The organism is Enterobacter sp. SENG-6, from assembly GCF_001605945.1.
Classification (GTDB): Bacteria; Pseudomonadota; Gammaproteobacteria; order Enterobacterales; family Enterobacteriaceae; genus Enterobacter; species Enterobacter cloacae.
In genome coordinates this window covers 38,505-64,623 of record NZ_LOMM01000016.1, presented here as the reverse complement: position 1 = coordinate 64,623, position 26,119 = coordinate 38,505, and the positions used below count along the sequence as shown (strand labels likewise).

At 55.3% G+C, this 26,119-nt stretch carries 22 protein-coding genes; 12 read left to right on the top strand and 10 right to left on the bottom strand.

The window, feature by feature from the left end; all coding sequences use genetic code 11:
• Window positions 1-76 precede the first annotated feature (76 nt).
• The 7 genes from AX755_RS09825 (at window position 77) to dsbG (ending at window position 7,340) form a co-directional block, all read left to right on the top strand.
• On the top strand, window positions 77-1,627 hold the full coding sequence (locus AX755_RS09825; protein WP_023619630.1) for a methyl-accepting chemotaxis protein: 1,551 nt from the start codon (window positions 77-79) through the stop codon (window positions 1,625-1,627).
• Window positions 1,628-2,388: 761 nt separating this feature from the next.
• Window positions 2,389-2,808, top strand: a complete 420-nt coding sequence (locus tag AX755_RS09815) for a hypothetical protein (protein WP_013096556.1) — start codon at window positions 2,389-2,391, stop codon at window positions 2,806-2,808.
• A 5-nt stretch (window positions 2,809-2,813) separates the two neighbouring features.
• Window positions 2,814-3,380, top strand: coding sequence for an RNA polymerase sigma factor (locus tag AX755_RS09810; RefSeq protein ID WP_048972091.1), 567 nt, complete (start codon window positions 2,814-2,816; stop codon window positions 3,378-3,380).
• A 90-nt stretch (window positions 3,381-3,470) separates the two neighbouring features.
• Window positions 3,471-3,842, top strand: coding sequence for a hypothetical protein (locus tag AX755_RS09805; RefSeq protein ID WP_013096558.1), 372 nt, complete (start codon window positions 3,471-3,473; stop codon window positions 3,840-3,842).
• A gap of 47 nt (window positions 3,843-3,889) precedes the next feature.
• Window positions 3,890-5,920 carry a protein-disulfide reductase DsbD family protein gene (locus AX755_RS09800; protein ID WP_062856680.1) on the top strand — a complete coding sequence of 677 codons (2,031 nt, stop codon included), beginning with the start codon at window positions 3,890-3,892 and terminating at the stop codon, window positions 5,918-5,920.
• Between the two features lie 7 nt (window positions 5,921-5,927).
• Window positions 5,928-6,539 (top strand): DsbA family protein, encoded by a 612-nt coding sequence (locus AX755_RS09795; RefSeq protein WP_013096560.1) that lies wholly within the window; start codon window positions 5,928-5,930, stop codon window positions 6,537-6,539.
• Between the two features lie 42 nt (window positions 6,540-6,581).
• Entirely contained in the window at window positions 6,582-7,340 is a 759-nt protein-coding gene (gene dsbG, locus AX755_RS09790; protein ID WP_062856679.1) for a thiol:disulfide interchange protein DsbG, read from the top strand.
• A 39-nt stretch (window positions 7,341-7,379) separates the two neighbouring features.
• Here dsbG and AX755_RS09785 read toward each other — a convergent pair whose 3' ends face one another.
• The 9 genes from AX755_RS09785 to AX755_RS09745 all read right to left on the bottom strand — a co-directional run bounded on the left by AX755_RS09785 (window position 7,380) and on the right by AX755_RS09745 (window position 20,399).
• Window positions 7,380-8,672, bottom strand: coding sequence for a glycoside hydrolase family 10 protein (locus tag AX755_RS09785; protein ID WP_038981766.1), 1,293 nt, complete (start codon window positions 8,670-8,672; stop codon window positions 7,380-7,382).
• A 7-nt stretch (window positions 8,673-8,679) separates the two neighbouring features.
• On the bottom strand, window positions 8,680-8,967 hold the full coding sequence (locus tag AX755_RS09780) for a VF530 family DNA-binding protein (protein WP_023619621.1): 288 nt from the start codon (window positions 8,965-8,967) through the stop codon (window positions 8,680-8,682).
• A gap of 93 nt (window positions 8,968-9,060) precedes the next feature.
• On the bottom strand, window positions 9,061-11,232 hold the full coding sequence (locus tag AX755_RS09775) for a glycoside hydrolase family 2 protein (RefSeq protein WP_062856678.1): 2,172 nt from the start codon (window positions 11,230-11,232) through the stop codon (window positions 9,061-9,063).
• Window positions 11,222-13,897 (bottom strand): response regulator, encoded by a 2,676-nt coding sequence (locus tag AX755_RS09770; protein WP_062856677.1) that lies wholly within the window; start codon window positions 13,895-13,897, stop codon window positions 11,222-11,224. The genes AX755_RS09775 and AX755_RS09770 overlap by 11 nt, the downstream gene beginning before the upstream one ends.
• Before the next feature lie 11 nt (window positions 13,898-13,908).
• The gene (locus AX755_RS09765) at window positions 13,909-14,334 is read right to left on the bottom strand and encodes a hypothetical protein (RefSeq protein ID WP_062856676.1); all 426 of its coding nucleotides are present in this window, start codon (window positions 14,332-14,334) and stop codon (window positions 13,909-13,911) included.
• Window positions 14,331-15,725 carry a DUF3131 domain-containing protein gene (locus tag AX755_RS09760; protein WP_062856675.1) on the bottom strand — a complete coding sequence of 465 codons (1,395 nt, stop codon included), beginning with the start codon at window positions 15,723-15,725 and terminating at the stop codon, window positions 14,331-14,333. The genes AX755_RS09765 and AX755_RS09760 overlap by 4 nt, the downstream gene beginning before the upstream one ends.
• Window positions 15,710-17,212 (bottom strand): DUF3131 domain-containing protein, encoded by a 1,503-nt coding sequence (locus AX755_RS09755; protein ID WP_058679094.1) that lies wholly within the window; start codon window positions 17,210-17,212, stop codon window positions 15,710-15,712. Before AX755_RS09755 ends, AX755_RS09760 begins: the two co-directional genes overlap by 16 nt.
• Window positions 17,213-17,253: 41 nt before the next feature.
• Entirely contained in the window at window positions 17,254-18,585 is a 1,332-nt protein-coding gene (locus tag AX755_RS09750) for a DUF3131 domain-containing protein (RefSeq protein ID WP_045294132.1), read from the bottom strand.
• A complete protein-coding gene (locus AX755_RS09745) occupies window positions 18,582-20,399 on the bottom strand; it encodes a glycosyltransferase family 2 protein (RefSeq protein WP_062856674.1) in 1,818 nt (605 codons plus the stop codon). The genes AX755_RS09750 and AX755_RS09745 overlap by 4 nt, the downstream gene beginning before the upstream one ends.
• A 280-nt stretch (window positions 20,400-20,679) precedes the next feature.
• Here AX755_RS09745 and opgC point away from each other — a divergent pair, with 280 nt between their 5' ends.
• From opgC to AX755_RS09720, 5 genes are read left to right on the top strand one after another with little or no spacing between them, the layout of a single operon-like run.
• Entirely contained in the window at window positions 20,680-21,897 is a 1,218-nt protein-coding gene (gene opgC, locus AX755_RS09740) for an OpgC domain-containing protein (RefSeq protein ID WP_062856673.1), read from the top strand.
• Between the two features lie 11 nt (window positions 21,898-21,908).
• Window positions 21,909-22,808: a hypothetical protein gene (locus tag AX755_RS09735; protein ID WP_045294355.1), complete on the top strand. Its 900-nt coding sequence runs from the start codon at window positions 21,909-21,911 to the stop codon at window positions 22,806-22,808.
• 8 nt (window positions 22,809-22,816) lie between these two features.
• Complete coding sequence (locus AX755_RS09730) at window positions 22,817-24,037, top strand: PP2C family protein-serine/threonine phosphatase (RefSeq protein ID WP_062856672.1); 1,221 nt, start codon at window positions 22,817-22,819, stop codon at window positions 24,035-24,037.
• Window positions 24,021-24,359 (top strand): STAS domain-containing protein, encoded by a 339-nt coding sequence (locus AX755_RS09725; protein ID WP_062856671.1) that lies wholly within the window; start codon window positions 24,021-24,023, stop codon window positions 24,357-24,359. Before AX755_RS09730 ends, AX755_RS09725 begins: the two co-directional genes overlap by 17 nt.
• Window positions 24,360-24,785: an ATP-binding protein gene (locus tag AX755_RS09720; RefSeq protein ID WP_062856670.1), complete on the top strand. Its 426-nt coding sequence runs from the start codon at window positions 24,360-24,362 to the stop codon at window positions 24,783-24,785.
• 27 nt (window positions 24,786-24,812) lie between these two features.
• Here the strand turns inward: AX755_RS09720 and AX755_RS09715 are convergent.
• Window positions 24,813-26,119 (bottom strand): UbiD family decarboxylase (locus AX755_RS09715; RefSeq protein ID WP_073971430.1); only part of this gene is annotated, 1,307 nt, incomplete at its 5' end.

The window sequence follows — 26,119 nt, the reverse complement described above, 5'->3', positions numbered from 1 at the left end:
ATCAATAACTTTAATTAATTTAAGTTTTGGTTTAGCCGATAACCATAAGGAATAATTTTCTTTGAGGTATCGGTTCATGTCGTTAAAAAAATCATCCCTGATTGTCTTTTTCTCGCTGCTTTTCTTCTTTATCGCCAGCACCCTCACCAGCGTTGGCCTCATCATCAAAAGTAATAACTCCCTGGATAACGTGAACAAAGAGATCCAGGTGGTGCTGTCAATTATTGATCCCATCAACCATAGCCGCACGCTGCGCGTCCGGGTGATGGAGTATGTGAAGATGGTAGAGGCGGGCGCATCAGCGGATGAATCTGCGAAGCTTGCCGCAGTAAAAGAGGCACTGACCAAAGCCGATCGCGCCTTTGCTGCCTTTATGGCGTCTCCCCGTCTGACGGATGAAGCGCCGCTGGTAAGCGCTTATCAGGATGCCTGGCAGAATTACCGTAACCAGGGGCTGGCACCGCTCATTGATGCTGCCGCCGCGCACGATATTGCCAAATTCAACGCCCTGATACCGGAAGTCTCGCGCCTCGATCGTCAGTATGAGATTGTCCTCGACCAGGTTCTGGCCGTACACCAGGCCTATGCCAAAAGCCTGAACGAAGATGCGAGCAGCAACTTTGTTTCTGGGCTGGCGATTATCGCTGCTATCGCGCTGCTGTTTGTGCTGGTGATCGTCGCCGTCAGCCTGCTTATGAAACGCCTTGTTCTGGCACCGGTTAATCTGGCACGTGAACATTGCAGCCAGATTGCCGCAGGCAAACTGGATATTCCGGTGCCGGTGAAGGGGAATTCCGGCAATGAAATTGATCACCTGATGGGCTCTATGGAGCAGATGCGCCAGGCGCTGCTGGCAACCATCGCCCAGGTGCGTGACGCGAGTCATACCGTGACCCATGCCGCACAGGAGATTGCCTCCGGGAATATCGACCTGGCTTCGCGCACCGAACAGCAGGCTTCTGCGCTAACCCAGACGGCGGCCAGCATGGAAGAACTGAGCGCGACCGTCGCCAATAACACCGATAACGTCTATCAGGCCGGAAAACTGGTGCAGGACGCGGTGAAAAATGCCCACACCGGGGAGGCCGTCACGCGTGAAGTGATTGAAACGATGAATACCATCGCCGCAAACTCGAAGCGCATCGAGGACATCACCAGCGTGATCAACAGCATCGCTTTCCAGACCAACATTCTGGCGCTCAACGCGGCGGTAGAAGCGGCGCGCGCCGGTACCCAGGGGCGTGGTTTCGCCGTGGTAGCCAGCGAAGTTCGCACGCTGGCGCAGAAAAGCGCGGTGGCGGCCAAGGACATCGAAAGCCTGATTGCCCAGTCGGTTTCCAGCGTCAAAAACGGTGCCGAACTGGTGGGGCGCTCAGGGGAGGTCATTGACTCGATTATCAGTTCCGTCAATAAAGTGAACACGCTGATGGAGCAGATCTCTGTGGCCTCTGAAGAGCAAAGCCGCGGGATTAGTCAGGTCGGTCAGGCAGTGACGGAGATGGATGGCGTGACCCAACAGAACGCCGCGCTGGTGCAACAGTCCGCCGCGGCAGCCGCGTCGCTGGAAGAGCAGGCCCAGCAGCTCACGCGGAGTATTTCGAGTTTTAGTTTGCCAGTGCAGGCTTGATATTATTGTGGATTGTAAGCCGGGTAAGCGTAGCGCCACCCGGCAATAAACGCGGCTAAATTGTTGGTTTCAGCTTAATTTTGCAAATTGTTTTGATTCAACAACCGGTGCGACGGGCATTATCTTTGGCGATGTTTCGCTGATAGCCGATGTAGTCGAAGGCATACCAGTAGCGCCGGGAATAAAAAGAAAATTAATCCTGTCAGGAATGCGTCATCCCCATGAAAATGCAGTATGGCATTAAAAAATACGCCAGCAGCCACGCCGACCACTAATAAAAATATAAACACCCAGACAGTGTGGTACCAGAGGATATAATTCGTCAGTCTGCCTATCATTACCGGATTGCTCCTTTTTAATGTGTCTGTTTCTATTTCCTGCTGCAGGGCATGACGCTATGAATAATAGACAGAGATGTAATGGTTACAAACTTTTCACTAAAAATAGTTAATTAAGCCTCGCTTTATATTATTGTTAAATAAAAGGTTTTTTGGATGATTATAGGAATAGTCTCAACAACAGGAATAGGGCATTTAAAAAGCATCAATATCAAACCTGCTGAATAAATAACCTGATTTAAAAGCGCGAACAGATCGGCATTATTACGGGTTCTAATTTTTATGCTGTTTCCATTCGTCAGTCGCGAAAAGCGTAAACCACATTGACTACGATGTTTTTAAAAATTTTTAGCAATATTCTTGTTCCTCATCCGTCTACCTCATCACAAGCCATAATCAGTTACTGTAAACGAGGTCAACACCATGAGAGAGTTTGATATGCACGGCAGAGGTCACGGGCGCGGATTCGGTCGCCACCGTATGGGCAAGGGCTTAGTCATCGGCGCGGTCATTTTTATCGTGCTCGGTCTGCTGGTGATGTCCCTGTGGAACGCCTTACTCCCGGCGATCCTCGGCGTGAAAGCCATTGGATTCTGGCAGGCGCTGGGCATTTTGATATTGAGCCGGATCCTGTTTGGTGGTCTGGGGTTCCGTCCGGGTATGTTTGGTGCGCACCGCCGGATGCACGAACGCTGGATGAACATGACGCCCGAACAGCGTGAAGCGTTCATGCAGCAGCGCCGGGAAGGATTTGGTCGCCATGGTCGCGGGCACTGTGGCTGGCACGGCCACCGTGATGACAAGCGTGAAGACAACGCGCCAAAAGCGCCGGACGCAGAGTGAGCGAGATGAAAACCGGGGAGGCGGGCGGATCCTTACTGATGTCGGCGGTTAATGCCTGCCGCGCCCGGCTGAGAGCCTTTATTCGCGGAAGAACGCCGGTACGTGACGACGCCGACGATATTTTGCAGGAGATCACGTATCAGCTGATGAAGGTGGAACAGCCGGTCGAAAACGTTGCCGCGTGGCTGTTTCGCGCGGCGCGAAATGAGATGACCGACCGGGCGCGAAAAAAGCGTGAAGTATCACTCTCCGGTTATTTCAGTTTCACAGGCGAGGAGGATGACGATTTTCCGGAAGATGAGATCGCTGAAACCCTGTTCGGCGTTCCGCATACCCCGGAAGAGGAGTACCTCAAAACGCTGCTGTGGGAAGAGCTGGGGCAGGCGCTGGCTGAACTGCCCGCAGCGCAGCGCGAGGTCTTTGAGAAGACGGAGCTACAGGGCTACAGCATCAAATTGCTGGCCGGGGAAACCGGGGTTAGCGAGCAGGCATTATTATCGCGTAAGCATAAGGCCGTGTTGTTCCTGCGCACGCGATTGCGGGATGTGTATGACGCGCTGACAGGGGGATAATGTTCCCGGCAGACAAAACCTTACACTGTCGGGACTTGTAGATTCATCACTATCGTTTATGATCGGGGCGTCTTGTTATTTTGGAACGTTATGCGCAACCGTCAGCTTCTCGGTAAATGGCTTCTGATAATCACGTGTCTGGCAATGGCAATTTGCCTGGTTCAGCGTGCGGTTTATCTCAACCATTTTTTACAGGGGCTGGATCCTCAGGTGCAAACGCTCATGATGGCTGACGCCCCGGGTCAGGAGGCTGAACAGCCCGGCCCGTCGCCGTGTCAACTTGGCGCACAGTCTTTGCTTTGCGCCCAGCCGCTGTTTTTTGACGGTGCGCTACCGGCGATTATTATCTTCTTCGCTCTGCTGCAGTTATTTACCCAGCGGCGCACATTTCTCTCCAGGGAGCAGCCTGTCCAGGCGCCGCCTCCCCGAATACACCTCAAAAACTGCGTTTTCCGTGAATGAAAAGCATCGTCACCACACGATAATTTTCACTATTCACGGAGTAAAACATGGTTAACCTTTTCAGGGGACTCGTCCTCCTGTGGCTGTCCTGCATGGGTATTGCTCATGCGGCAGATACGGGCTGGCTGGTGTCACCGCAAAACGATCACGCCCGCATCCGCTTTCAGGCTGAGCGGGATCACGACCGCATCATCGGCCTGCTCAGCGTGGAGCTGCAGCCCGGCTGGAAAACCTACTGGCGTTCGCCGGGCGAGGGCGGCGTGGCCCCGAAAATCAGCTGGCCACAGGGCGTTAAGGATACCTGGTACTGGCCGGTTCCTTCCCGCTTTGATATCTCGGGCCTGACGACCCAGGGCTACCACGATAGCGTTACGATCCCCATCACGATCGCCGGGACGGACGCGGATGTGCTCGACGCCACGCTTACGCTCTCAACCTGCAGCAACGTCTGTCTGTTGACTGACTATCAGCTGCATCTGGATTTCCGCGCGCCAGCGGATGCGGGCTTCCGTACGGCATTTGAAGACGCGATGCGTTCAGTACCCGGTGCGTCAGGCGTGTCGTCAGACTTCAGCGCCTGGTTATCAGACGGCAAGCTGATGATGACGGGCACGACGGAAGGCGAATGGGTCAATCCTGGGATCTATTTTGACCCGCTGGAGGGTGACATTCTGCCCGGTGAACCGGTGATTAAGCACACCGGAAACCGGCTTCAGATCGCGGTTCCGGTCACCGATGAGTGGGGCGATAAACCCACGACGCTTGCGGGGAAAACGCTGTCATTTGTCGTCACCAACGGCGATAAAGCCCAGCAAACGCAACTGACCGTAGGCGCAGCCCCTGCAGACGCGGTGCAGAGTGCGCCAGCGGGAACAGTCAAAATGCTGGCCTTTGCTCTGCTGGGCGGGCTGATCCTGAACCTGATGCCCTGCGTATTGCCGGTAATGGGCATGAAGCTCAGCAGCGTCCTGCAGGCGGGTACGGACACGCGGAAAATCCGGCTGCGTTTTCTGGCGACCAGTGCGGGTATTCTGACCTCCTTTATGCTGCTGGCCACAATGGTGACCGTTCTGAAACTCACCGGTGCGTCGCTGGGCTGGGGCATCCAGTTCCAGAACCCGTGGTTTATTGGGCTGATGGTTGCCGTGACCTTTATCTTCGCGCTGAACCTGTTTGGTGCGTTTGAGCTGTTTCTGCCTTCCGCCGCCACCGGACGGCTCGCCACAACGGGCGGAACCGGACTGACGGGCAGCTTCTGCGAAGGCGTGTTTGCCACGCTGCTTGCCACGCCGTGTTCCGCGCCGTTCCTCGGTACGGCCGTGGCCTTTGCGCTGGGCGCACCGCTGCATTCCCTGTGGCTTATCTTCCTGATGCTCGGGGTGGGCATGAGCTTGCCGTGGCTGTTCGTGGCGCTGATCCCCAAAACCGCCTTGTTGCTGCCAAAACCTGGCCGCTGGATGAATACCCTGAAGGTGATTCTGGGGGGGATGATGCTGGCCTCCAGCCTGTGGCTGGTGACGTTGCTGAGTCTGCATCTGGGCGAGATGTTCAGCCACATCCTCATGCTGCTTCTGATTGTGGTCGCCATTGTGGTCTATGCCCTTCGCGGTCAGACATCATCGCCGCTGTTCTGGGTGGTGGTGATTGCGCTGGCCGTATTCGGGGGCTATCAGCTGCGCGGGATAGTGAACGCAACGCCGGTAACCACGGCTGAGAATAGCGAACAGACGATCCCGTGGCAGCCGCTCAGTGAGGAGGCAATCAGCGATGCTCTTGTGCAGGGGAAACGGGTGTTTGTGGATATCTCGGCGGACTGGTGTGTCACCTGCAAGGTGAATGAGCACCGGGTGCTGAATCAGCCGGAGGTTATCGCCGCGCTGCGCCAGCCGGATGTGGTGGCGCTACGCGGAGACTGGAGCCAACCATCAGAGACGATTGCGGCGTTTCTGAAATCACGCAACCGCTACGCCATCCCGTTTAACCAGGTGTATGGCCCTGGAACGCCGGAGGGCGACATCCTCTCGCCATTGCTGGACAAACGCACCCTGATGACCACCCTGAACAAAGCAAAAGGCTAACGCTGTTATGAAAAAAATCCTTATTACGTTTCTGCTGTTTTTCGCGTCAGCCCAGGTGATGGCGGCGGACCCGATCACCCCGGATCAGGAGCAACGCGCTCAGAAGCTGATCTACGATTTTCTCTTTAACGACCCGGATTCGCCGCGTATCGGTGCCAAAAATCCAACGCTGACGCTGGTGGTGTTTACGGACTACAACTGTCCATACTGCAAAAAATTCGATCCGTATCTGGAGAAGATCGTTGAGAAACATCCGCAGGTGGCCGTGGTGTTTAAGTTTTTGCCGTTCCGTTCGGAAAGCTCGCTAACCGCCGCGCGCGACGCGTTAACCGTCTGGCGTTCACACCCTGAGCAGTTTATGAAGTTCAACGAAACCCTGATGGCGAAAAAAGGGTATCACGATGACGCCAGCATTCAGGAGGCGCAAAAGCGCGCGGGCGTGAATGTTTCAACGCCGGATGATACGAGCCTGGTCACGGTAAAACGCAGCCTGATCATCGCCGAAAAACTGGGTATTCAGGGAACACCGGCCACGCTGATTGGCGAAGGGCTGTTACCCGGCTGGGTGCCTTTCGAACAGTTTGATGAAATGGTCACCGATGCACTGAAAAACCGCTAACCTGAAGGGGGCCTCAGGCCCCCGAACAAACCGGAGAGGGACATGAAAAAATTACTGTTACTTTCGCTGCTGACCGCGTCAGGGCTGGCGCAGGCTGCGGATGCGATACCTGATGTCGTGAAGACCTTTAGCGAGCAGCAGGAGATTAAGATCCTCAAGAAGATCGACGTGCCCGGTGGCGCACCCGCCTGGCTGGGACAATATCAGGACATGGGGGTGACGCTCTTTCTCACGCCTGACGGAAAGCACGTTATTTCGGGTTATCTCTATGATGAGAAGGGTAAAAACCTCAGCGAGGGTATTTTCCAGAAAGAGATCTACGCCCCGATGGGACGCGAAATGTGGAAACAGCTTAACGCTGCGCACCCACTGAAAGAGGGGGCGGATAACGCGCCACGCAAAGTGTTTGTCTTCGCCGACCCGTTCTGCCCGTACTGCAAGGCATTCTGGTCAGAAGCACAGCCGTGGGTGACGGCGGGTAAGGTGCAGCTCAATACGCTGCTGGTGGCGTTTCTGAACCCAAACAGCGGCCGTAACGCATCTGCGATCCTGAATGCAAAAGATCCGGTTACGGCGTGGAAGGAGTATGAACTGTCCGGCGGTAAAAAACTGCCTAAACCGGAAGGCACCGCCTCGCGTGAAACCGTGGCGATACTGCAAAAACACCAGGCGTTAATGTACAGTCTGGGGGCGAATGCCACACCGGCCATTTATTATCTCAATGACCAGAATGAGCTCCAGCAGGTTGTCGGTATGCCGGACGCGAAGCAGCTTGAGGCGATGTTCGGGCCGAAGCCGTAAAAAAACAGGCAGAAACAGGGCGTTTCTGCCTGATTGTACTTAGCTTCCCCAGCGTCCTTTCAGGTAGTTTACCGCCTGCTGCGTCTGCGGCTGGTTGAGGTAATCTTCGCGGAACAGGATCGTGCCATTCACGTTCGGCAGGGAGTCGTTGAGATCGAGCTGTTTTTTCAGCTCCGGCACGCCGCCCTGAATCGTCCAGTCCGGCTCATTTCTCGACGGCTCGCCCACTTTATAGAACGCAATGCCGATGTACAGACGGGTATGGGTCGGTTTCACTACGTCGGCCCACCATTTGGTCAGCACGTCATAGCGTGCCGCATCCCGGGAGAAAGGCCAGTAGATTTGCGGGGCAATGTAGTCCAGCAGCCCCTGTTGCACCCACTGACGGGTGTCAGCGTAGGATTCATCATACGCCGCCGCGCCACGGGTGTCGGATCCTGCCGGGTCAAAGGAGCGGTTACGCCAGACGCCCGCCGGGCTGACGCCAAATTCAACCTGCGGTTTTGTCTGTTTGATCGCCCGAGAGACCTGCACAATCAGCTGCTGCGTATTGTGGCGACGCCAGTCGGCTTTGGAGCTAAACCCCTGGCCGTATTGTCTGTAGGTCTGCGCATCATTCAGCGTTGAGCGGGGCGATTCGGCATAAAAGTAGTCATCAAACTGCACGCCGTCTATCGGGTAGTTCGCCACCACCTCGGTCACCACCCGGGTTATCCAGTCACGCACCTCCGGGATGCCCGGGTCGAGCACAAACCGATCGCCTGCGATGCGAACCCACTCAGGGTGCTGCACATAGACGCTGGACGGTTGTTGGTATGAGGTGCGGTTCAGCGCGGCGATGGTTGACGGTTTGGTATTGGTTGAAACGCGATAGGGGTTGAACCAGGCATGAACTTTCATCCCACGCTTGTGGGCTTCATCGAGCATAAACTGCAGCGGATCGTAGCCCGGATACTCGCCAATATTGCCGGTAAGCATATCTGACCACGGCAGGATTTTGGACGACCAGAGCGCGGTGCTGTCCGGTTTCACCTGGAAAAACACCGTGTTAATTCCCAGGCGTTTCAGATTGTCGAGTTTGTCGATCAGCGCCTGTTTTTGCATCGCAATACGCTGGTCAGCACTGCGGCCATTCACCGACGCGACCGGCGGCCAGTCGAGACGGGAGACAGTCGCCAGCCAGATCCCACGCATCGGCTCGTTTGCCTGCTGCGTCGGTTTGCCTGGGGGCGGGAGCGGTGTGACCAGTGACTTTGGGGGTTTTGAGGAGCAACTAACAAGTAAAAGCGCGCAGCCAAGCAGCGCACCAGTCCGTTTTACATGTCGCATCATTTGCGTATTAGCTCTTGGTTATCCGACTATTGGCCCAGGGGTTAAAGGCGGGCGCCTCGCGTTCAGCGGTCCCGTTATCATTGAGGGAATCAAGATACAGGGCCTCGACCTCCGCGCGTGCCCAGGGGGTACGGCGCAGGAATTTCAGGCTCGACTTCACGCTTGGGTCATTTCTGAAACAGTTAATTTTGATTCGATCGCCCAACTCGCGCCAGCCATATCGCGCCACCAGGGCGTTGACCATCATCTCCAGCGTAACGCCATGCAAAGGATCTTTGGAAATATGTGCAGTCATAGGCGTCCGGTGTCTCGATTTACAGGGGATTGGGGTAAACGCTGAAAGGGTACAAGAAAGCAGGGGAAGCGGCAATTTTCCTTTTCCCCTCGCTCACTTTATGACGGATTCTGTTCTCTGATTATCTCCGACGGTTTTCCCCGCTTTGTTTTTGATCGTGAATCTGATCAACACCGCGTCCTGACCCACGGGTGTGACCGTAAGCGCTTTTACCATTTTTCCGGAGTCTGCGGCGATCGTCATTGTCATCGTGCCCTTTGCCAGCACCTTATCGCGCTGGGTAACACGCCATATCAGACGGCATTCATTGCACGGTTTCCAGGTGTCATTGATTGCCCAAAGACGCAGGGTCGCCGCTGCGCCGGACATCCACTGCGCAGTGACCGGCTCAATGGAGGGCAGGATGGGCTGATACGCGCGTTTTAATGCGAAATACCCGGCTTTAGGTTTGCGCAAATAGTCCACCACCCCCCAGTTGATAGAGGGCCAGGTTTCTACAAACATGAAATGGAACAGTGCCGTTACCGGCTGGTATCGCTGTCTACGATAGCTCTCTGCCGCCGTGGCCACCAGTTGTGACTGATAGGCCTGCGTATTGTGGATCATCTGTTTAATGTTATTGCCGCGCGCGATGCCGGCAAACTTAAAGGTCTGGAACGGCTGAAAATTATGGTATTTCCAGAGCGTCCAGCCGGGGTCGTCGGCGGCGGTCGTTTTAGGCCACAGATGTGATGCCGGGATAATGGTTTTTAGCGTGGACAGGCGGGGAAGGGCCTGTGCACCGAACTCGGTAATGATACCCGTTTTGGCCGGGGCAAGCAGATCGCGTACGGTACCGAAATACCATCCCGCCCAGTAATGCTCCTCCACGGCGGAAAAACGATGCACAATGCGGGAGGTATCTTCGGCAAGCGTATCCGCGACTTTTTGCGTGAGGTCGCGATTAAGGTTTTTGTTCCAGTCCGGGAAGCGTTTTTCCATCCAGGGTGAATTCCAGGGCGGTTCGTTATGACCGCCCCAGACGATGATGGCGGGAGAATTACCGAACTGTTCGATCATCTCGCGAGTCTGGCGAACCGCATTTTTCGTAAAGGCCTCGCTGTTGTCGTAGCCCCACTGCAGCGGAACATCCTGCCAGATTAGCATTCCCATCTCATCGGCAACCTCATAAAGCGCGCGACCCGCCACGTGTCCGTGTACGCGTATGGCGTTGGCGTTCATGGCCTTAACCAGACGAAGATCGCGACGGTATTTCTCGCGCGTCATGGTGCTGAGCCACGGGGAGCCGATGTAATTGCTGCCCTTAATAAACAGGCGTTTATCGTTAATAAGCCAGCCTGTGTTACCCGGCTGTTCTACTATCTTGCGCAGTCCGGTGCGGGTGACAGCCGTATCCATTAACCCGGTTTTATCGCGTAATGAGGCGCGAACCGTATACAGGTGTGGCTTCCCTGTGCCGACCGGCCACCAGAGTTTTGCCCCCGTCATGGGCAGCGTAACCTGCACGGAATGGGCGTTGCTTTTGAGGGTGACCGGAAAGTCAGCCTCAAAGCGTTTACCGTTGAAGTTGGCGGGGGTTGCGGTAAGCCGCACGGTAGCGCGTTCCGACTGGAGGGCGCGATAGCGTATCTCAGCCTTTAACGCCGGATGCGTCAGTCCCTGCGTCCAGTCGGGGCGCAGAATAATGTCATCAATGGTGGCTCCCCGGCTAAGATGCAGTCTGACCGGTGCCCAGATGCCGCCAGAGTTCGCATCCTGACCTTCAGGTGACCACGCCCCGCCTGGACGAGTGTCATGCTGATTAAGAATCCCCTTCATGGCGGTTTTATGCAGAGGCCAGACCGTCTGCGGATCTTCGAAGGGGCTATCAACCCTAATTATAAGCTGGTTGTGACGTTGTAACGAGCCGGTGGCATCCAGCGAAAAGCGCTGGAAATAACCCTCATGCTGGCCCAGTGACTGGCCGTTTAATGTGACATCGGCCAGGTAGTCGACACCGTCAAACACCAGGGTGGTCATGATATCGGGCGGTTGAGCGGGGAGGGTAAAAGCGTGGCGATACCACAACGCCCCCTGATGATCGTACCCGGCGCTATACCAGTTGGCAGGTACGTTCAGTTTACGCCAGCCTGCCCCGGCAGACCGGGGGTTATCGTTGGCGTCCTGAACCTGCCATACACCCGCAAGAGACCAGCTTATCGGTACTGAAGTTGCCATCACCGAGGGGGTCAACAATGCAAAAAGCAGCGTGCAGTTACGAATCATGAATAACATTTACCCCACGATTGGCGAGCCAGGCCATCAGGCGCCGTGATTCCTTATGAAGTTTGGCATTCAGCATCGCAAGCTGTTGCGTCTCCAGCGTATGCGCTTCGCTCTCCAGCACCTGCAGTTGCTGTGCGAGACCCCGGAAGTCCAGCGTGACGGCTTCGCCGCGCAGTTTATGGGCCGCACGGCGCAGCGTTTCACGGTCATCACGGTCGATAGCCCGGGAGATGGCTTTCACGGCCCCATCCAGTTCTTCACCAAACAGGGTCAGAAGTTCCTGGACCAGGGCGGGATCGTCAGCGCACTGGTTCAGCAGGCGAGCTTCATCGGGAAAGTCCAGTGAATCTTCGCGCTGAAGAACGCGGGCAATCTCTTCAGCAAGACGTTCCTGGCTGATGGGTTTGGCAATATAGCCATCGAATCCCATATTGAGACAACGCTCTTTATCCCCCTGCATAGCGTGTGCTGTCATGGCGACGGTTGGCTGAGCAGGGCCGGGTAGGGTCTGTTCCTCTTCCCGAAGCCGTCGAATGGCGGTTTCACCGTCCATTTCGGGCATCTGAAGGTCGATCAACAAAACGTCCCATTCTCCCGAACGCCAGCGTTCAAGCAGAGTGAGTCCATTGTCGACGATCTGACAGCTATGGCCGAGGCGTTCAAGCAGCCGTGCTGCCACCTTCTGATTGACCAGATTATCTTCCGCCAGCAGGATGCGTAGCCCCTTACGACCCGATGATGCGACTGGCACGGGGAGGGCTTCACTCATTAGCTTCGGCAACCGCTCAAAGGCTGCGGCAATGGCCTGATGCAACTCGTCCTGCGCGATGGGTTTATGCAGATAGTGTTTGATACCAATCCGTTTCAGCATATTGCTGTCAAAATGTCGGCTCATGGAGCTCAGCATGATGATATGACTCTCCGCCGTCTGCGGCAGAACTGAAAGCTCCAGCGCCAGAGAAACCCCGTCCATTTCAGGCATTTGCGCGTCCAGCAGTATTAACGGCCAGGCGGGCCCCGCTTTAACCCGATGTATCGCCTCGCTGGCTTTATTGACGCAGGTGGGTTTCAGCCCCATCTGGCTGAGCATTGCGGCCAACAATCGCAGATTCGTTTGGTTATCATCGACCACAAGCACCGGCTCCCCGCTAAACCGTTTGCTGTACGGCCGTTCTTCCGGGGCCAGAGGCTGCGTCGCCAGCGGTAGCACGAATGTAAACTCGCTGCCTTTACCCGGTTCGCTGGTCACGGTTAACTCACCCCCCATCGCCGCAACCAGCCGCGCAGAGATAGTCAATCCAAGCCCCGTACCTCCATAGCGACGAGTTGTTGAATTGTCCGCCTGGCTGAAGGCTTCGAAAATGGCATTCTGTTTATCCGCCGGTATACCAATACCGCTGTCACGCACCCGAAAACGCCAGCGATGCTCGCCATCTTCCGGCTCAATAATCAGGATGACTTCCCCCTGGTGGGTAAATTTGAGCGCATTCCCCAGCAGATTGGTGAGGATCTGACGTAGCCGTGCGCCATCCACCAGCAGTACGTCGGGAACGTCAGGCGCTATATCAACCAGAAGCTCAATCCCTTTTTCACTGGCACCCGGCATGTGCGGACGAATAAGCGACTGAATAAAGGGGCGCACGGAAACCGGCTCTGTCTCCAGTTCCACTTTGCCGGCTTCGATACGCGAGAAATCAAGAATGTCGTTAATGATGTGCAGCAAAGACCGGGCAGAACTCATCACCAGCGTAAGGTAATCACGCTGATCGGCGTCAAGAGGGGTATCAAGGCACAGTTGCGTCATGCCAATAATGCCGTTCATAGGCGTGCGAATTTCATGACTCATATTGGCTAAAAATGCACTTTTTGCCTCATTCGCCTTTCTGGCCTCCCGGGCGGCATTGATCGCCAGTATTTCGGCCTCTTTACGCCGGGTAATATCCTGCAGTGTACCAATGACCCGCTCAGCGTTGCCCTCGATGGAGAGCGTCACCACCTGGCCGGACAACAGCATCCAGCGTAACCCTTCTGTGGGGTGATGAACGCGGATTTCACATTCGAAGACCGGACGGTGGTCCTGTTTTGAGGCCTGCAGTGCCTTGCGCAGCGCAGCGCGATCGTCCTCATGAACCTGATTGAGCAAAAAACGCACCGGATAATGCCACCGCGTGCGTGACTGACCGAGCATGGACAGCAGCGTGTCGTTCACCTGTAAAGTGTCACCAGAAACCTGCCAGTCCCAAATTCCGATATGAATGGATTCCGCCGTCAGCAGAAAATCGTCATGTAGTCGGTGGCGCGACCGCTGCGCTTCGTCAAGCTCCGTGATATCACTATGCAGACTGACGATACTGCCGTCCGCAAGCCGCTGATGTTGAACAAAAATGCGTCGTTGACCAGCCTGTCTGACTTCACAATGTTTATCCTGCCGACAGTTGCGAACGATGGATTCACGCAGCGTTTGACGAAGGCCTGGATCGACGTTGTAAACAGCGTCAATGAAACGTTCTGCCAACTCTTCAAGAGGCGTACCTGCTTTCAGCCACGGAGTGATGACCGGATAAAACAGGGCAACGCTGTGATTCCAGGCCACCAGGTGTTCATTGCGGTCATAAATCATGACCGCAGCCGGGAGCGCGTTAAGATCATAGTTAAATGAAGGCATTGTCATGCTCCTTACGCCCGGTAATGCAGTTCTGCCTGTCGGCGCAGGTATTCCAGCCCGGGCGCAATAGTCATCGCCCATGCCGTCAGGATCTCATCGTCGCATTGCGGATCGCGCAGGCTCACCGTGTTGAGCATCGCTTCCCGCCAGAGGGCAAAAAAACGCGGCGGAAGGTGCAAGCCGTCATCGCTTTGCTCCCGCGCCAGGCGCTCAAGAAAATCCGGCACAATCAGGGCGCCATCTACCGCCAGCATGGCGAAGAAACTTTTAAACAGGGTTTGCTGGCCTTCCTGATCCGGCAGACGGGCAAAATGTGCTTCCGTCTCAGGTGACATATGCACGAAAGCGTCGTAGAACGTCTCGAAAAACGCCGTTTTTTCATTATCCGGGAAGACGCGGTTCAGGCTGGATTCAAACAGATCGCGGTAGAATTTCACGGCGTCCTCCTTATAGCGTTTTCACCCGGCAGACAACGTCCCGGGGGGGCATATTCATCTGCCAGACGGTGGGTAAAGTAGCTCTCTTTCCTTGACTGGCGGGTATCAAAGAGAGGCCCGGCGTTATGCTTAAAGAAAAGGGCTTCCAGCACCATGGCATTGGTGGAGAGGGTGAGGGCAGCGTTGGTATCGCCCGTGGCTTCAAGGCGGCCTTCATACCAACCTCGTTGCGGATCGTTAAGGTGTTTTGTGACTGACATCAGCACGTCGGTGTAAGGGGTATCCCACAAAGCCCACAGCGTAAAGACCGCTTTGGTCGACACCTGCGCGAACCGGGTGTAGTCCCGGCCATCATCGCCTATTGAGTTCCAGGCATAACCATTTCCCCAGACGGTATCCTGTATATGCCAGGGGGCCTGTGAGAGCGCGAAATCAGCACGCGCTGTCAGGATTTTATCGATCTCCCAGCGGGTCTTCTGACTCAGCCAGACGTTTTCTGCTTGCTTACGCAGACGCTTTTGTCGTTCGGCCGTCACGCTATCGGGTTCCCAGCCAAACTCCAGACCTGGCAGCATGTAGGGAAGAGTGGTAATCAGGGAGGGCTGCCACGTGGTGCGCGGATCGCGGGCATCCACGGCCAGCCGCCGCTGCGCGATGATGACGTGATGTACCGGCGGCGTAAACGCCTTCTCCGCTGAAAATCCCCACAGATGAAACGCCGTCGCGGCATATTCGCTTTCGCCCAGACGCAGCTCCTCACGCACCACCGGCTGGCCATTCTGCAGGGAAGATGACCACAGTTCGCCCTCGTTATCGATGACCGGACAGAAATTCCACCGCAGAATGATTTTGTCCAGATACTCACCATATTGCGGCTCACGCTCTGCAGTGAGGCGCAGAGCGAGCATCAGGCGAGCCATGTCCCGGGCAGACCAACCCTGTCTGACCGGGTTGCCGCTAAAATCGATAAGCGTTGCTGTCTGGCTGGAATAGAGCCGCCCTGGTGTACGGGTATCGGTCAGCATCAGACGGTTGAGTGTCCCCATCAGTCGGGTTAAGCGGGCGTCATACTCGGCATCCTGAATCAACCCCAGCTCTTTTGCTGAGAGCAGCGCGATAAGTGTATCGCCCATTTGCCAGAGCGTGACGCGCGGCTGTTTGTCGCTTCCGTTGACCAGCCCGGTTTGTGGCTGGGTATTGTTGACGAAATAGCGCCAGGCAATTGCCGCCCATTTCTGCTCTTCCGGCGTCAGGGTGGCGAGGCGAGCAGTGGAGTGCCAGCCACCGTTTATCAGCCAGCGCCAGCCAGCCCCCTGATGGCCAAACAGGGCAAAAACCACTACGCCTGCGAGGAGTAATCCCGCGAGCCCTCTGGCTAAGGTTTTAAGCATTGCGCAGTCACCGGAGGCAGTTTAACAGGCTCGTCCGCGCTGCAGGATGCGCACTGACAAGCCTGACAGGCGGGTTTGGTGCGCAGCGTGACGCCGGTCCGGTCGCACCAGCTTTTTACTGCCGGTGTGCTGGTAAGGAACGGTCGGCTACGAAGCGCGTTGTTCTCTTCAAACTGATCCAGCAGCTTTTGATCCCACAGTGACGGGGCAAAATCCTTGCTCTTCGGGTTGTCGGTGTTGAAGGCCAACAGTTTTCCCTCTTTTTTGAATAACAACGCCTCCAGCATGATGCCGTTATTGTTCGCGGTGAACTCCTTGATCGGCCCGTCACCATTTTCATACAGGCCTTCGTAGTAGCCTTTTCCCTCTTCGTTTGCATTCTCAATGGTATTCAGCAGGCGGTCCGTGTAGGGCGAGTTCCACAGTACCCACATCCCCAGCGCCGCTTTCAGTGAAATCGCGGCAGCGCCAGGGACGAACTGGCCTTTATCGGTGATGGTGTTCCAGTTAAAACCATCGCTGAATACGGTGTCATAGACGAAATATGGGGGTTTATCGAGCTGGTGTTCAGAGCGGGCAGTGAGGACGCCGGTGATGGTATAGCGGTTCTCCTGTGCCTGATAAACGCGGTCGGCAAAGTTCTTCATCCATGTCAGGGAGTAGTCGCGGGGCGCGTTATCCCGGTCGGTCGGTTTATCGAAGCCGAACTCCAGCCCGTAAAGCAGGTAAGACTCCGTCACAACATAGTTATGTTGAGATGTGTTACGCGGGTCGCGTGTATCATAGGGAACGAGTACGCAGTAAATTTCGGCCAGCTCATAAGGCTGCGGGCGACTGGCTTTACAGGTATTAAAACCCCACAGCTGGAAACCCGCCGCGCCGTACTCTTCATAGCCCAGTCGACCTTCCTGAACATATTTGGGCTGGCCATTTTCCAGATAGGCACCATACAGGGTACCGCAGGGATCAATCACATGGCTGAAATCCCATCCCAGTACCACGTTATCTATGCTGTTGCCATATTCCGGGTAACGCTCTTTGATAATTTTCAGCCAGACCAGCATCCGTCCGATATCCAGGGCCGAGAAGCCAATTTCACCGGGCTTGTTGGTATAGTCCACTTTCTGGCCGCTGATGGTGTTATACGCTTTGTTTGGCAGCTCGTTGCGGAACAGCACCAGCGTGTTTAGCGTGGCGAGAAACTTCAGCATTCTGCGATCGAATTCTGCTTTATCAATGATCCCCAGTTCACGCGCCGCCGTCATGGCAGCCAGATAGGATGCGCTGTCCCACATCGTGGTAGAGGGATATTTATTGACCGCATTCACCAGGCCCGTCGTGGGCTGATAATTCGCCACAAAATACTGCCAGGCATTTTTCGCAATGGTCATCTCTCTGACCGTCAGCTCTCCACTGCGCGGGGCGTAATTCGATGCTGGCAGCCCGGTTTCCGCACGCACGGTCGATAATGCCAGCCAGCAGATCATTATTCCCGTCAGCAGGTGAAAGAAGATCAGGGATCGTGGCTTCATGGCGTTGCTCCTGCAGAAGTGGATGGCCGTGGGGCCGTGTAGAGACAGGCCAGACAGAGCATCTGGCCATGCGCGATATAAGACAGGCTTTCCAGCACAATGGCATTGGTATCCGCATCTACGACGGAATTAACGCTATTGTTGAGATTTAATCCTCTTTGCCAGCCTTTGCCCGGCACCTGAAGCGACTCTACCTGCTGGCGCAGCGCTTCACTCCAGCTATTACGAAACAGGGCATACCAGGCAAACGCAGAACGGGTTGAGGTAATGGCCACCTTCTCCGGTGCTTCGTCGCGCAAGGCGCGTGCCTGTACTGGCTGTCTGTCTGGCAGGTCGGTAACATAATCCGGTGCCGGTTCGGCATAATCCGTGCTGACAGGCGGTTTTGGTGTACGGAGGTGGTGGCGACGCTGCTGAATTTGCATAATTCGCCACGCGATTTCCGCGCTCTGGGCATCAAAACCCAGCTCAAGACCGGTTAACAGATAGGGCAGGCTGATCAGAGAGGTCTGCTTGCCCCAGGGCGTACGTAACCCTTCATCGGGGACCATGATGCCATCCAGGTCGATCATCTTTTGCCCTTCAGGCGGGTTGGTGACCGCGAGGCCCGCTGCACTGTCAATCAAACGCAGGGTATGGCTGGCATACAGTCGATAGCCAAAGCTGTCCCGCTGTTCATCGGCAGTCAGCGTCCAGTGATGAAGCGGCACGGCCGCCTGGCTTTGAGTGTTATTTTCAATCAGCGAGCCGGTACGCCAGTGGCTAAACACATCACCTACCGCCGCGGCGTGCTGAGGGTAGCGCCACAGGAGAGTCTGAAGTGCCGTCAGCAGGCGGCTGAGCCCTATGGGCGAGGCGTCTGATTTGCCGAGGATCTTCAGCGTGTCCGCATGATAATAGGCGGCCGGGAGTCCTTTATCATTGAGCGGTAGCGCCCCCAGCGTGAACAGGGCGGCGCCGATCCGCTCGTCAAACTCGTCGGTGGTAATAATATTGAGTTGCTGTGCAGCGATGGTCGCAAAGAGATAGCTTCCCACGCTCCAGAGGCTTAGCCATGGCTCACCGTCGCTGGCGTTCGCCAGCCCGTTTGGCTGGGTATTATTCACGTAATACTGCCATGCCACCCGCGCCCAGATGGCTTCGTTATAGGTCAGTTCGCGTGTCGCAGGCAGTGGAGGGAAATCTTTACTGAGCGCAATGCCGCCGCTGCTTTCCACACGCGAAGGCATTTGTTTCTCAACCCACACCACAATGGCAAAACCGAGCAGGAACCCCAGCAAAATTGTCAAATAACTGCGCGCAGAAAGCAGGGCATCGCGTCGTCTCATTGGCTGACCTCTCCCTCTTCAGCTGGCGTCCACATGGCCGCGAAAATCAGAGGGAGCATGGCGGCGATATTGACCGTCCCCCAGAAAATATTGATGACGTAACCAGATGGATCGTCAACCTGGCCGCGAGCGACCTGGATTCCTCCCCAGAGAAGCCCCGCCAGGGTCAGTACCACGATGGCAATCTGCGGCTTCACCAGATAGAGAAAACGGCCGGTTTGCCTCTCTTTCGGCGTAACATGAAACTTGATTTGTTCGCCTCGCAGCACGGTGTTGAGCGCGCGCAGATTCATGGAAAAGAAGGAGAGGTAAGAGGCCCTGCCGTCCCAGGCCGAAATCCCCCTGGTGCCGAACATAAAGGCCAGCTCAGAGAGGATAAAAAAGGGCAGAAAGTGGAGATAGAACGGCGTCGACCAGGCTGAAACCGGTGGAATGCCGGTGAACAGGTAAATGATAGGCGAAATCAAAAACACCGTGTTCCACACGCAGGCCAGATAAGACCAGAAGGTTGTGGCGTACATCAGCGTCTGAGGGAGAGAAAGCTTAAAGCGGCGGCGACTGAAGATATTGTCATGGAACAAAATATCCAGCGAACCGGCGGCATACTTAAAGCGCTGGATCATCCAGGTCAGCATATCCTGCGGGGAGAGCATTTTCGATTCAACGCGCGGGTGCATGACCGAACGCCAGCGTCTTGCGGCATCACCGTGCAACAAAATTGAGGTATAGATATCTTCCGATACGTGGAATTTGTAGGGCGTTAATTCGGTGTCAAATGCCACGTGCGGACGCATCGCATTCTGCAAGGCTTCCCGCGTTTCTTCGTCACGGATATCCCGGGTATGGCGATGGATCTCCTCTTCAACAGACCAGGCATAGCTTCTCAGTGCGGCCTGCATTACGGCCTCACGGCGATGAATGGAGGCCGCTCCACAGCAGAATGCCGCATTGGCCCAGTTGCGGCGTCGCAGGATCACGTCATAGAACATGCGCGGGTCGTTGAAAAACGGATCGCGGCCAAGGGTCACCGGGCCAACCAGCTTCTGGATCGCCCAGCCCAGGCCATAGCCAACTTTCCCGGCTTTACGGTGTCCCCAGTGTGACAAATTTTCGCCTTCAGGGAGGTCGAAGAACCATTGGGGTGTCTGTACCCAGGCGACATCGGGGTCGCGAAAATAGCCGAGCGTATGGCTGAGAAGAGTAGGGAAGACCCGGGTATCGGCATCGCAAATAACAATGAAGTCGCCGTCGGTTTGCTCAAGGCCGTTGCGCAGATTGCCGGCCTTAAAGCCGATGTTAGTCTGGCGACTGATGTAATTGACGCCTTCCTCTTCGCAGACGGCTTTCATCTCCGGGCGGCGGCCGTCATCAAGCACGTGGATCCGGTAGTCAATCGGGAAAGGGTAATCCATCTTCAGCGCATCCTGAATGGAGAGCCGTACCAGCTCGGTGTCTTCGGAATAGGTTGCGATGAATAAATCCACTTTAACAGGACGCGGTTCCGTGGCCTCCTCGGGCGACAGACAGGCGTTAATATCGCTGGGAGGGGGACTTTGCGGTGGATCCTCTTCTTTCCACAAATTGATGGTAAACAGCACGGTTCCGATCCATGCCAGGGTTTCGGCGAGAACCAGCGGAATGGCATACCACAAGGCATCGGTATTCAGGGAGGCGGTCCAGCGCCAGTAAATATAATTTGCGCCCAGTATGAGCGCCGCGACCGCTAACACCTGCCAGGTCATCATGACCCAACGTGGCGTTTTTAACGGTTCCGGAGGTTGACGATGTTCAAAACGGGAAAAATAAAAATCCATAGATCCGGCTTTCCTGATTCCGTGAAAATGCAGCCCCATTCTGCGGCGCAGACAGTTACCCGAAGGCCAAAGAAAAAGCGATTGAACGAAATTTAAGGTAAGTGTAGAACGCCGAATAAAAGTGTCCAGCCATGCACATGAGTAATATTTAGCATGGGTTAATTGGATGTAAATTTTGCTTAATCCATTTTCTCTGCCAGGGAGAAATTGCGGTTACTATTTCTATAGGCTATCTACTTTATTTAGAACTTTATTTTCGCTTCCTGGTAAAGGACACCCTATGAGCCATATTGCGCCGTCGCTCGCGCAAGAAGATAAATCAAAATCAACAACATGGCGGTATGCCGTTGCAGGTGCACGAGACCTGAGAATCGACTTTATGCGCGGTATTGCCCTCGTCATGATGGTCGTCGCACATACGGAAGTGATGTCAGTATTTAATATATTTTCCTGGGAGCGTTTCGGATTAACCACCGGTGCAGAGGGTTTTGTGATTCTCTCAGGATTTATGTTGGGCATGCTCAACCGTACTCGCCTGCAAAAAGTGGTATTACTTACGGTGTCATGGGGGCTTTATCTCCGGGCGTGGAAAATATATCGTGTAAATATCATTATCATAGTGTCATTTATTCTTCTGGCATGGGTTCCCAATATTACCCTTTTCGAGGTTACCCATTTTACCGATCGCTTTTCGGGTGAAAGCTGGTCGCTTTATCCGGTGACACCGCAAATAAAAGAGACCTGGTTCAATATCATTCTCTATTTGCAGATTGGCCCCCATCAGACTCAAATTCTTGGGCTATATATCTTTTTATTGCTCTTTAGCCCTCTGTTTTTAGGGATGTTGCAGAAAGGGAAGGTCTGGTGGCTGCTGGGGCTGTCGCTGCTGGTGTACAGCCTGTGGCAGCGTTGGCCGCTGCGGCTGACGCCAGCGGAATTCGAATTCGCTTTTCCGCTGCTAGCCTGGCAGTTCATTTTCGTGCTGGGCATGGCGTGCGGATGGTACAAAGCCGAATTACTCTCTTTTGCCCGCACGCCGGCAGGTAAAGTGGTGGTGGTTGCGCTGGTGATGGTATCACTTGTTCTGGGGTTTGTTGCGCAGAACCATACCAACCCGTTTATGCCGCCTGCGCTGCTGTTGCATGTGATTCCACCTGACACCTTCAACACGTTTTATCACACCTGGGCTGCAAAAAATGGGCTGGGTCCGGTGCGGGTATTAAACGATATCGCGCTGATGGTTACCGTCTATCTGGTGCTGACCTGGTGGTGGGTGCCGCTCAACAAAATGTTCGGATGGTTTCTCATTCCGTTAGGCCAGCACTCGCTTTATACCTTTATTTTGCATGTGTACGTGGTGTTGCTGGTGAGTCAGTTCATTACGTTCGATTTATGGCGTCACGCCTGGACAGAAAACACGTTAGTGCATGCTGCGGCACTAGGCATACTGTGGCTCATGGCGAAATATAACGTCGCCGCACGCTGGATACCTAACTAAGGATGGCGGTTATGCGCGAGAAATGGCTTCTGGCGGGCGTGCTGCTCGCCGCAACATCTTCCGCAGATGCGGCACAAAGTAATGAAAATGACACCCTGCGCGATAAAAACGGCGAACCGGTACAGGCTGGCGTATTTACCAGTCGATGGGGGCGCCTGTTTTCGGGTAATGACAAAAAATTCTCAGGTGCCCTGAGTTTCAGTTCGGGGCTGAAAGAGCAGTGGATGAGCATTCCAAACAGCTCAGACAGCGCCACACAAAAGCGAAAAATTAACCAGACGCTGAATCTCAGCCTGCAGTATTCGCCCTATAGCTTCTGGTTTGCCAACATTACCTCCCGGCTGCCGGTCAGGGATACCAGTCGCTACACCGCAGATTTTCGTTACAGTTTTGGCTATGACGACTGGCATGCTAATACGGTTAGCCTTGTGTACAGCAACTACGGTGATAATCACTTCTGGACGCCTGGTAGCCGACGACATACCTACTTCGAGCAGGGGGCGGTGACTCTCGCCTATAAGTTTTCCTTACCGAAGCCGATAGAAAAATCGCTTCTGATCAACAAAGGCGACTCTATTATCTGCCAGGCAGGGTACAGTTGGGTCCCACGTTACTATGACCTTAGCAGCGATGACATTCGCAAAAATAAAAATGTATTCCTCGGCGGCTGCGGTTACACCTTTAAACAGCATTTCTTTATTCGGGCAACGGCATTCTGGTTCCCCGACAGCAGTCAGCAACAACCCTGGAACGGCGATTACAGCTACAGCTTTGGTTATGCAGGCTATACGCCGGGTTCGTTCTCCGTCCAGTACGCGAACTACTCGGGGACACGCTACCCTGGCCACAGTAACGGGAATGCTAAGTTCCGCGAAGGCACCGTCAGCCTTATCTGGTTCTTACCGCTATAGGGGGATGCATGTCAGCGCTGCACGTTTTAATCGTTGAAGATTCGCTGATTTATCGTCGCTTACTCTCCCGGATGCTCACCCAGTGGGGCTACATCGTGAGCGAGGCAGAGAATGGCGTCGCCGCGCTGGAGATATTGGCCAGCGAGCCCGTCAGCATGGTGATCAGCGACTGGGAAATGCCCGTGATGGACGGGCTGGCTCTGTGCAAGGCGATCCGTAGCCGCGAATGGGGTCACTACGTTTACGTCATCCTGTTAACGGCGCGCGAGAACACGGGCGATTTGACGCAGGGTTTTCATGCCGGGGCCGATGATTTTTTGAGTAAGCCCGTCGAGCAGGCAGAGCTACGGGCACGGTTACACGCAGGAGGGCGCATTTTGACGCTGGAAGCGACGCTCGCCGCGCACAATAAGCGTCTGAGCGAGGCCTTACACCAGCTTGAACAGGATCTTGAGCTGGCGGCGCGTGTCCAGCACTCCGTGCTGCCTTCGCACCGCTTACGTTATGGCAATTACTTTTCCGACTGGCTTTTCTTACCCTCAGCCTGGGTCTCGGGCGACGTCTTTAATATTTTTGCGCTCGATTCCCATCTGGGTTTTTATTGCGTCGATGTTTCCGGTCACGGCGTAGGCGCGGCGATGATGTCCCTCGCGGTTGCGCGCCAGTTTTTACATGGCCGGGTGGTGGACCGGTTCTTGTTTACCGAAGCGGGCGGGGTTCAGTCTCCCGCTGAGGTGATCAGAATTCTGAATAGCCGGTTTTGCAGTGAAGAGAACGACATCACCAGCTATTTCACCATTATCTACGGGGTAATCGATCCTGCAACGGGTCAGGGATTGTTGTGTCAGGCAGGGCATCCTACCCCCGTAATTGTGAATGCAGACAGTGCCGTCACCGCCGTGGGTGACGGCGGACCGCCTGTAGGGCTGATCCCCGATCTCAGCTGGGACGATGTGGCGTTTACCCTCAATCCAGGGGATCGCTTATGCTTATTCAGTGACGGGATCACGGAATGTGAGAATGTCGAGGGCGAGCAGTTTGGCCCGCAACGTCTCCAGCGCTGGCTTCATCAGCACGCCCTTTTGCCTGTTGATGAACTGTTATCACAGTTTGGTCAACACCTGACCGACTGGCGTAACGCACATCGCGATGAACCGACCGCCTTAACTGACGATGTTTCACTATTAGTAATTGAGCGGCAGGGAGAACAGAATGATGATGAACACTGAACGATTACCGCATGCCAACGTACTTACGCCAGCGGTCCGGCGGCTGGATGCCTCCGTTGCGGCAGCGTTTAAAGCCACTGTGACGGAAGAAATTGGCAGCGATCGTAAAGCCCTGATTATCGACTTTAGCAAAGTAGATTTCATCGACAGCAGCGGGCTGGGGATGCTGGTGTCGTTGTTCAAGTTGATGAATGGCAAAGGCGAAATGGCGCTATGCTCCCTGAACCCAGGGATCATGAATATGTTCACTCTGACCCGGATGGATCGCATATTTCGCATCTATCCGGATAAAAGCACCGCGCTTGCGCAGCTGGGGCAGTAAATGCAGACGCCGGAGCAGGCAGAATTTCCGGCGGTGCTCGGCTCGCTGACGCCGCTGGCAAGCTGGCTGGAAGAGAGGCTATGCGCGCTTACCGTTGATGATGAATGGCGTTTCGCGCTCGATCTCGCCGTCTGTGAAGTGGCGACGAATATCATCCGGCATGCGTTGCATGAGAATCCCTCAAGCGCATTCCGCGTGCGGTTCGACATCCGCGACAGCGACGTCTGCCTTATCTTTACCGACGCAGGTGAGGCGTTCCCGCAGGAGCGGCTTGATGCCGCCAGACGAGACCGATTTTGTGAAACATCGCCATTGCTGGAGAGCGGCAGAGGGTTGATGCTGATTTTGCTGAGCGTCGATCGTTTTACGGTGGAGCGCGTGGCGGGTGAGAATATCGCCACGCTTGAAAAGAAAATAAGCGTATGACCCGATGACCATACGCGTGCTGTGGGACTATTGCTTATTCGTCGCAAACAGCTCCGGCGCCCACGGTGTGGGATCAACCTCCATGAACGGCGCACGTTCAAACCGCGCCTTCAGCACCCACGGCACCGTGCAGTCGAAGATAGTCTTGCAGGAAATGCCGTTTCCACGGATCGAGGTGCTGTAGTCCGGCGACTGCGATGGATCCAGCTGGTGGCCGCGGATCCCCGGAAGCGTGGTAATGCTCACATCGCCCTGCATGCGGGTGGTCATTGCCCACAGGATATCGTCGCTGTCGAAGATATCCACGTCTTCATCCACGAGGATAATGTTTTTCAGCTCGGAATAGGTGGCCAGGGCGATAAGTGCCGCCTGGCCCTGACGTCCTTCGTCTGACGGCTGGCGTTTTTTCACCTGTAAAATGCCGAGAAATTTACCGCCTCCGGCGGTGTGGGCATAGACATTTTGCAAAAAGCCGGGAATGGCCTCTTCGACCGCGTTGCGAATGCTGGCCTCGGTCGGCAAACCGGCAAGCGTGGTGTGCTCTTCGCCCGGGCCCACCAGCGTCTGCAGGATCGCGTGGTTTCGCATCGTCACGGCTTTCACTTTGATCACCGGCAGAGACGGATTCGCCTCGCCACAGTAGCCCGGGAACTCCGGCATGGCGTGGCCGGTGTTGGTGTGCTGATCTTCTCTTACGCGCACGCCGGGAAGCAGTTCGCCCTCGATGATGATTTCCGCCCGCGCGATCGCTTTTTCTTTTACCGCCACGCCCTGTACCAGCTCCACCGGTTGCTGGCGTAATGCCCCGGCGACGCCAAGCTCGTTGTAACCGAATGGCGTGGTTGGCGCTTCGAAACAGGCCCCAATGTAGATAGCCGGGTCAAGTCCCATATTGATGGTTACCGGCAGCGGTTTGCCCGCCGCTTCGGCCTTCTTGCGAAAGACTTCGATATGGCGACCGGCGGCAAGGAACATAGAGAGTTCATCTCGCTCCTGCACACAGAGACGGTGAATGGTCACATCGGTCAGTGAGGTATCTTCCGGATCGCTTGCCAGTACCAGCCCCAGACAGAAGAACGGGCCTGCATCAATCGGCGTGTTGGTCGGGGCCGGAAGCAGCTTACGCAGGTCAAAGTCCGGATCGTCGGCGTAAAAGACCTGCTCCTGGCACGGTGCCTGCGAGGCCGGAACTACCACCGGTGCAACCGGGTTTTTCACCGCCTGACCAACGTGCTGTGCCAGCTTCGAGGGTTCACAACCCAGCAGAAGCGCCGCTCTTTCCCGGCTGGCGTGCATACCTACCAGGATGCGGGAGCCGGGGTAGCCCTTCACGC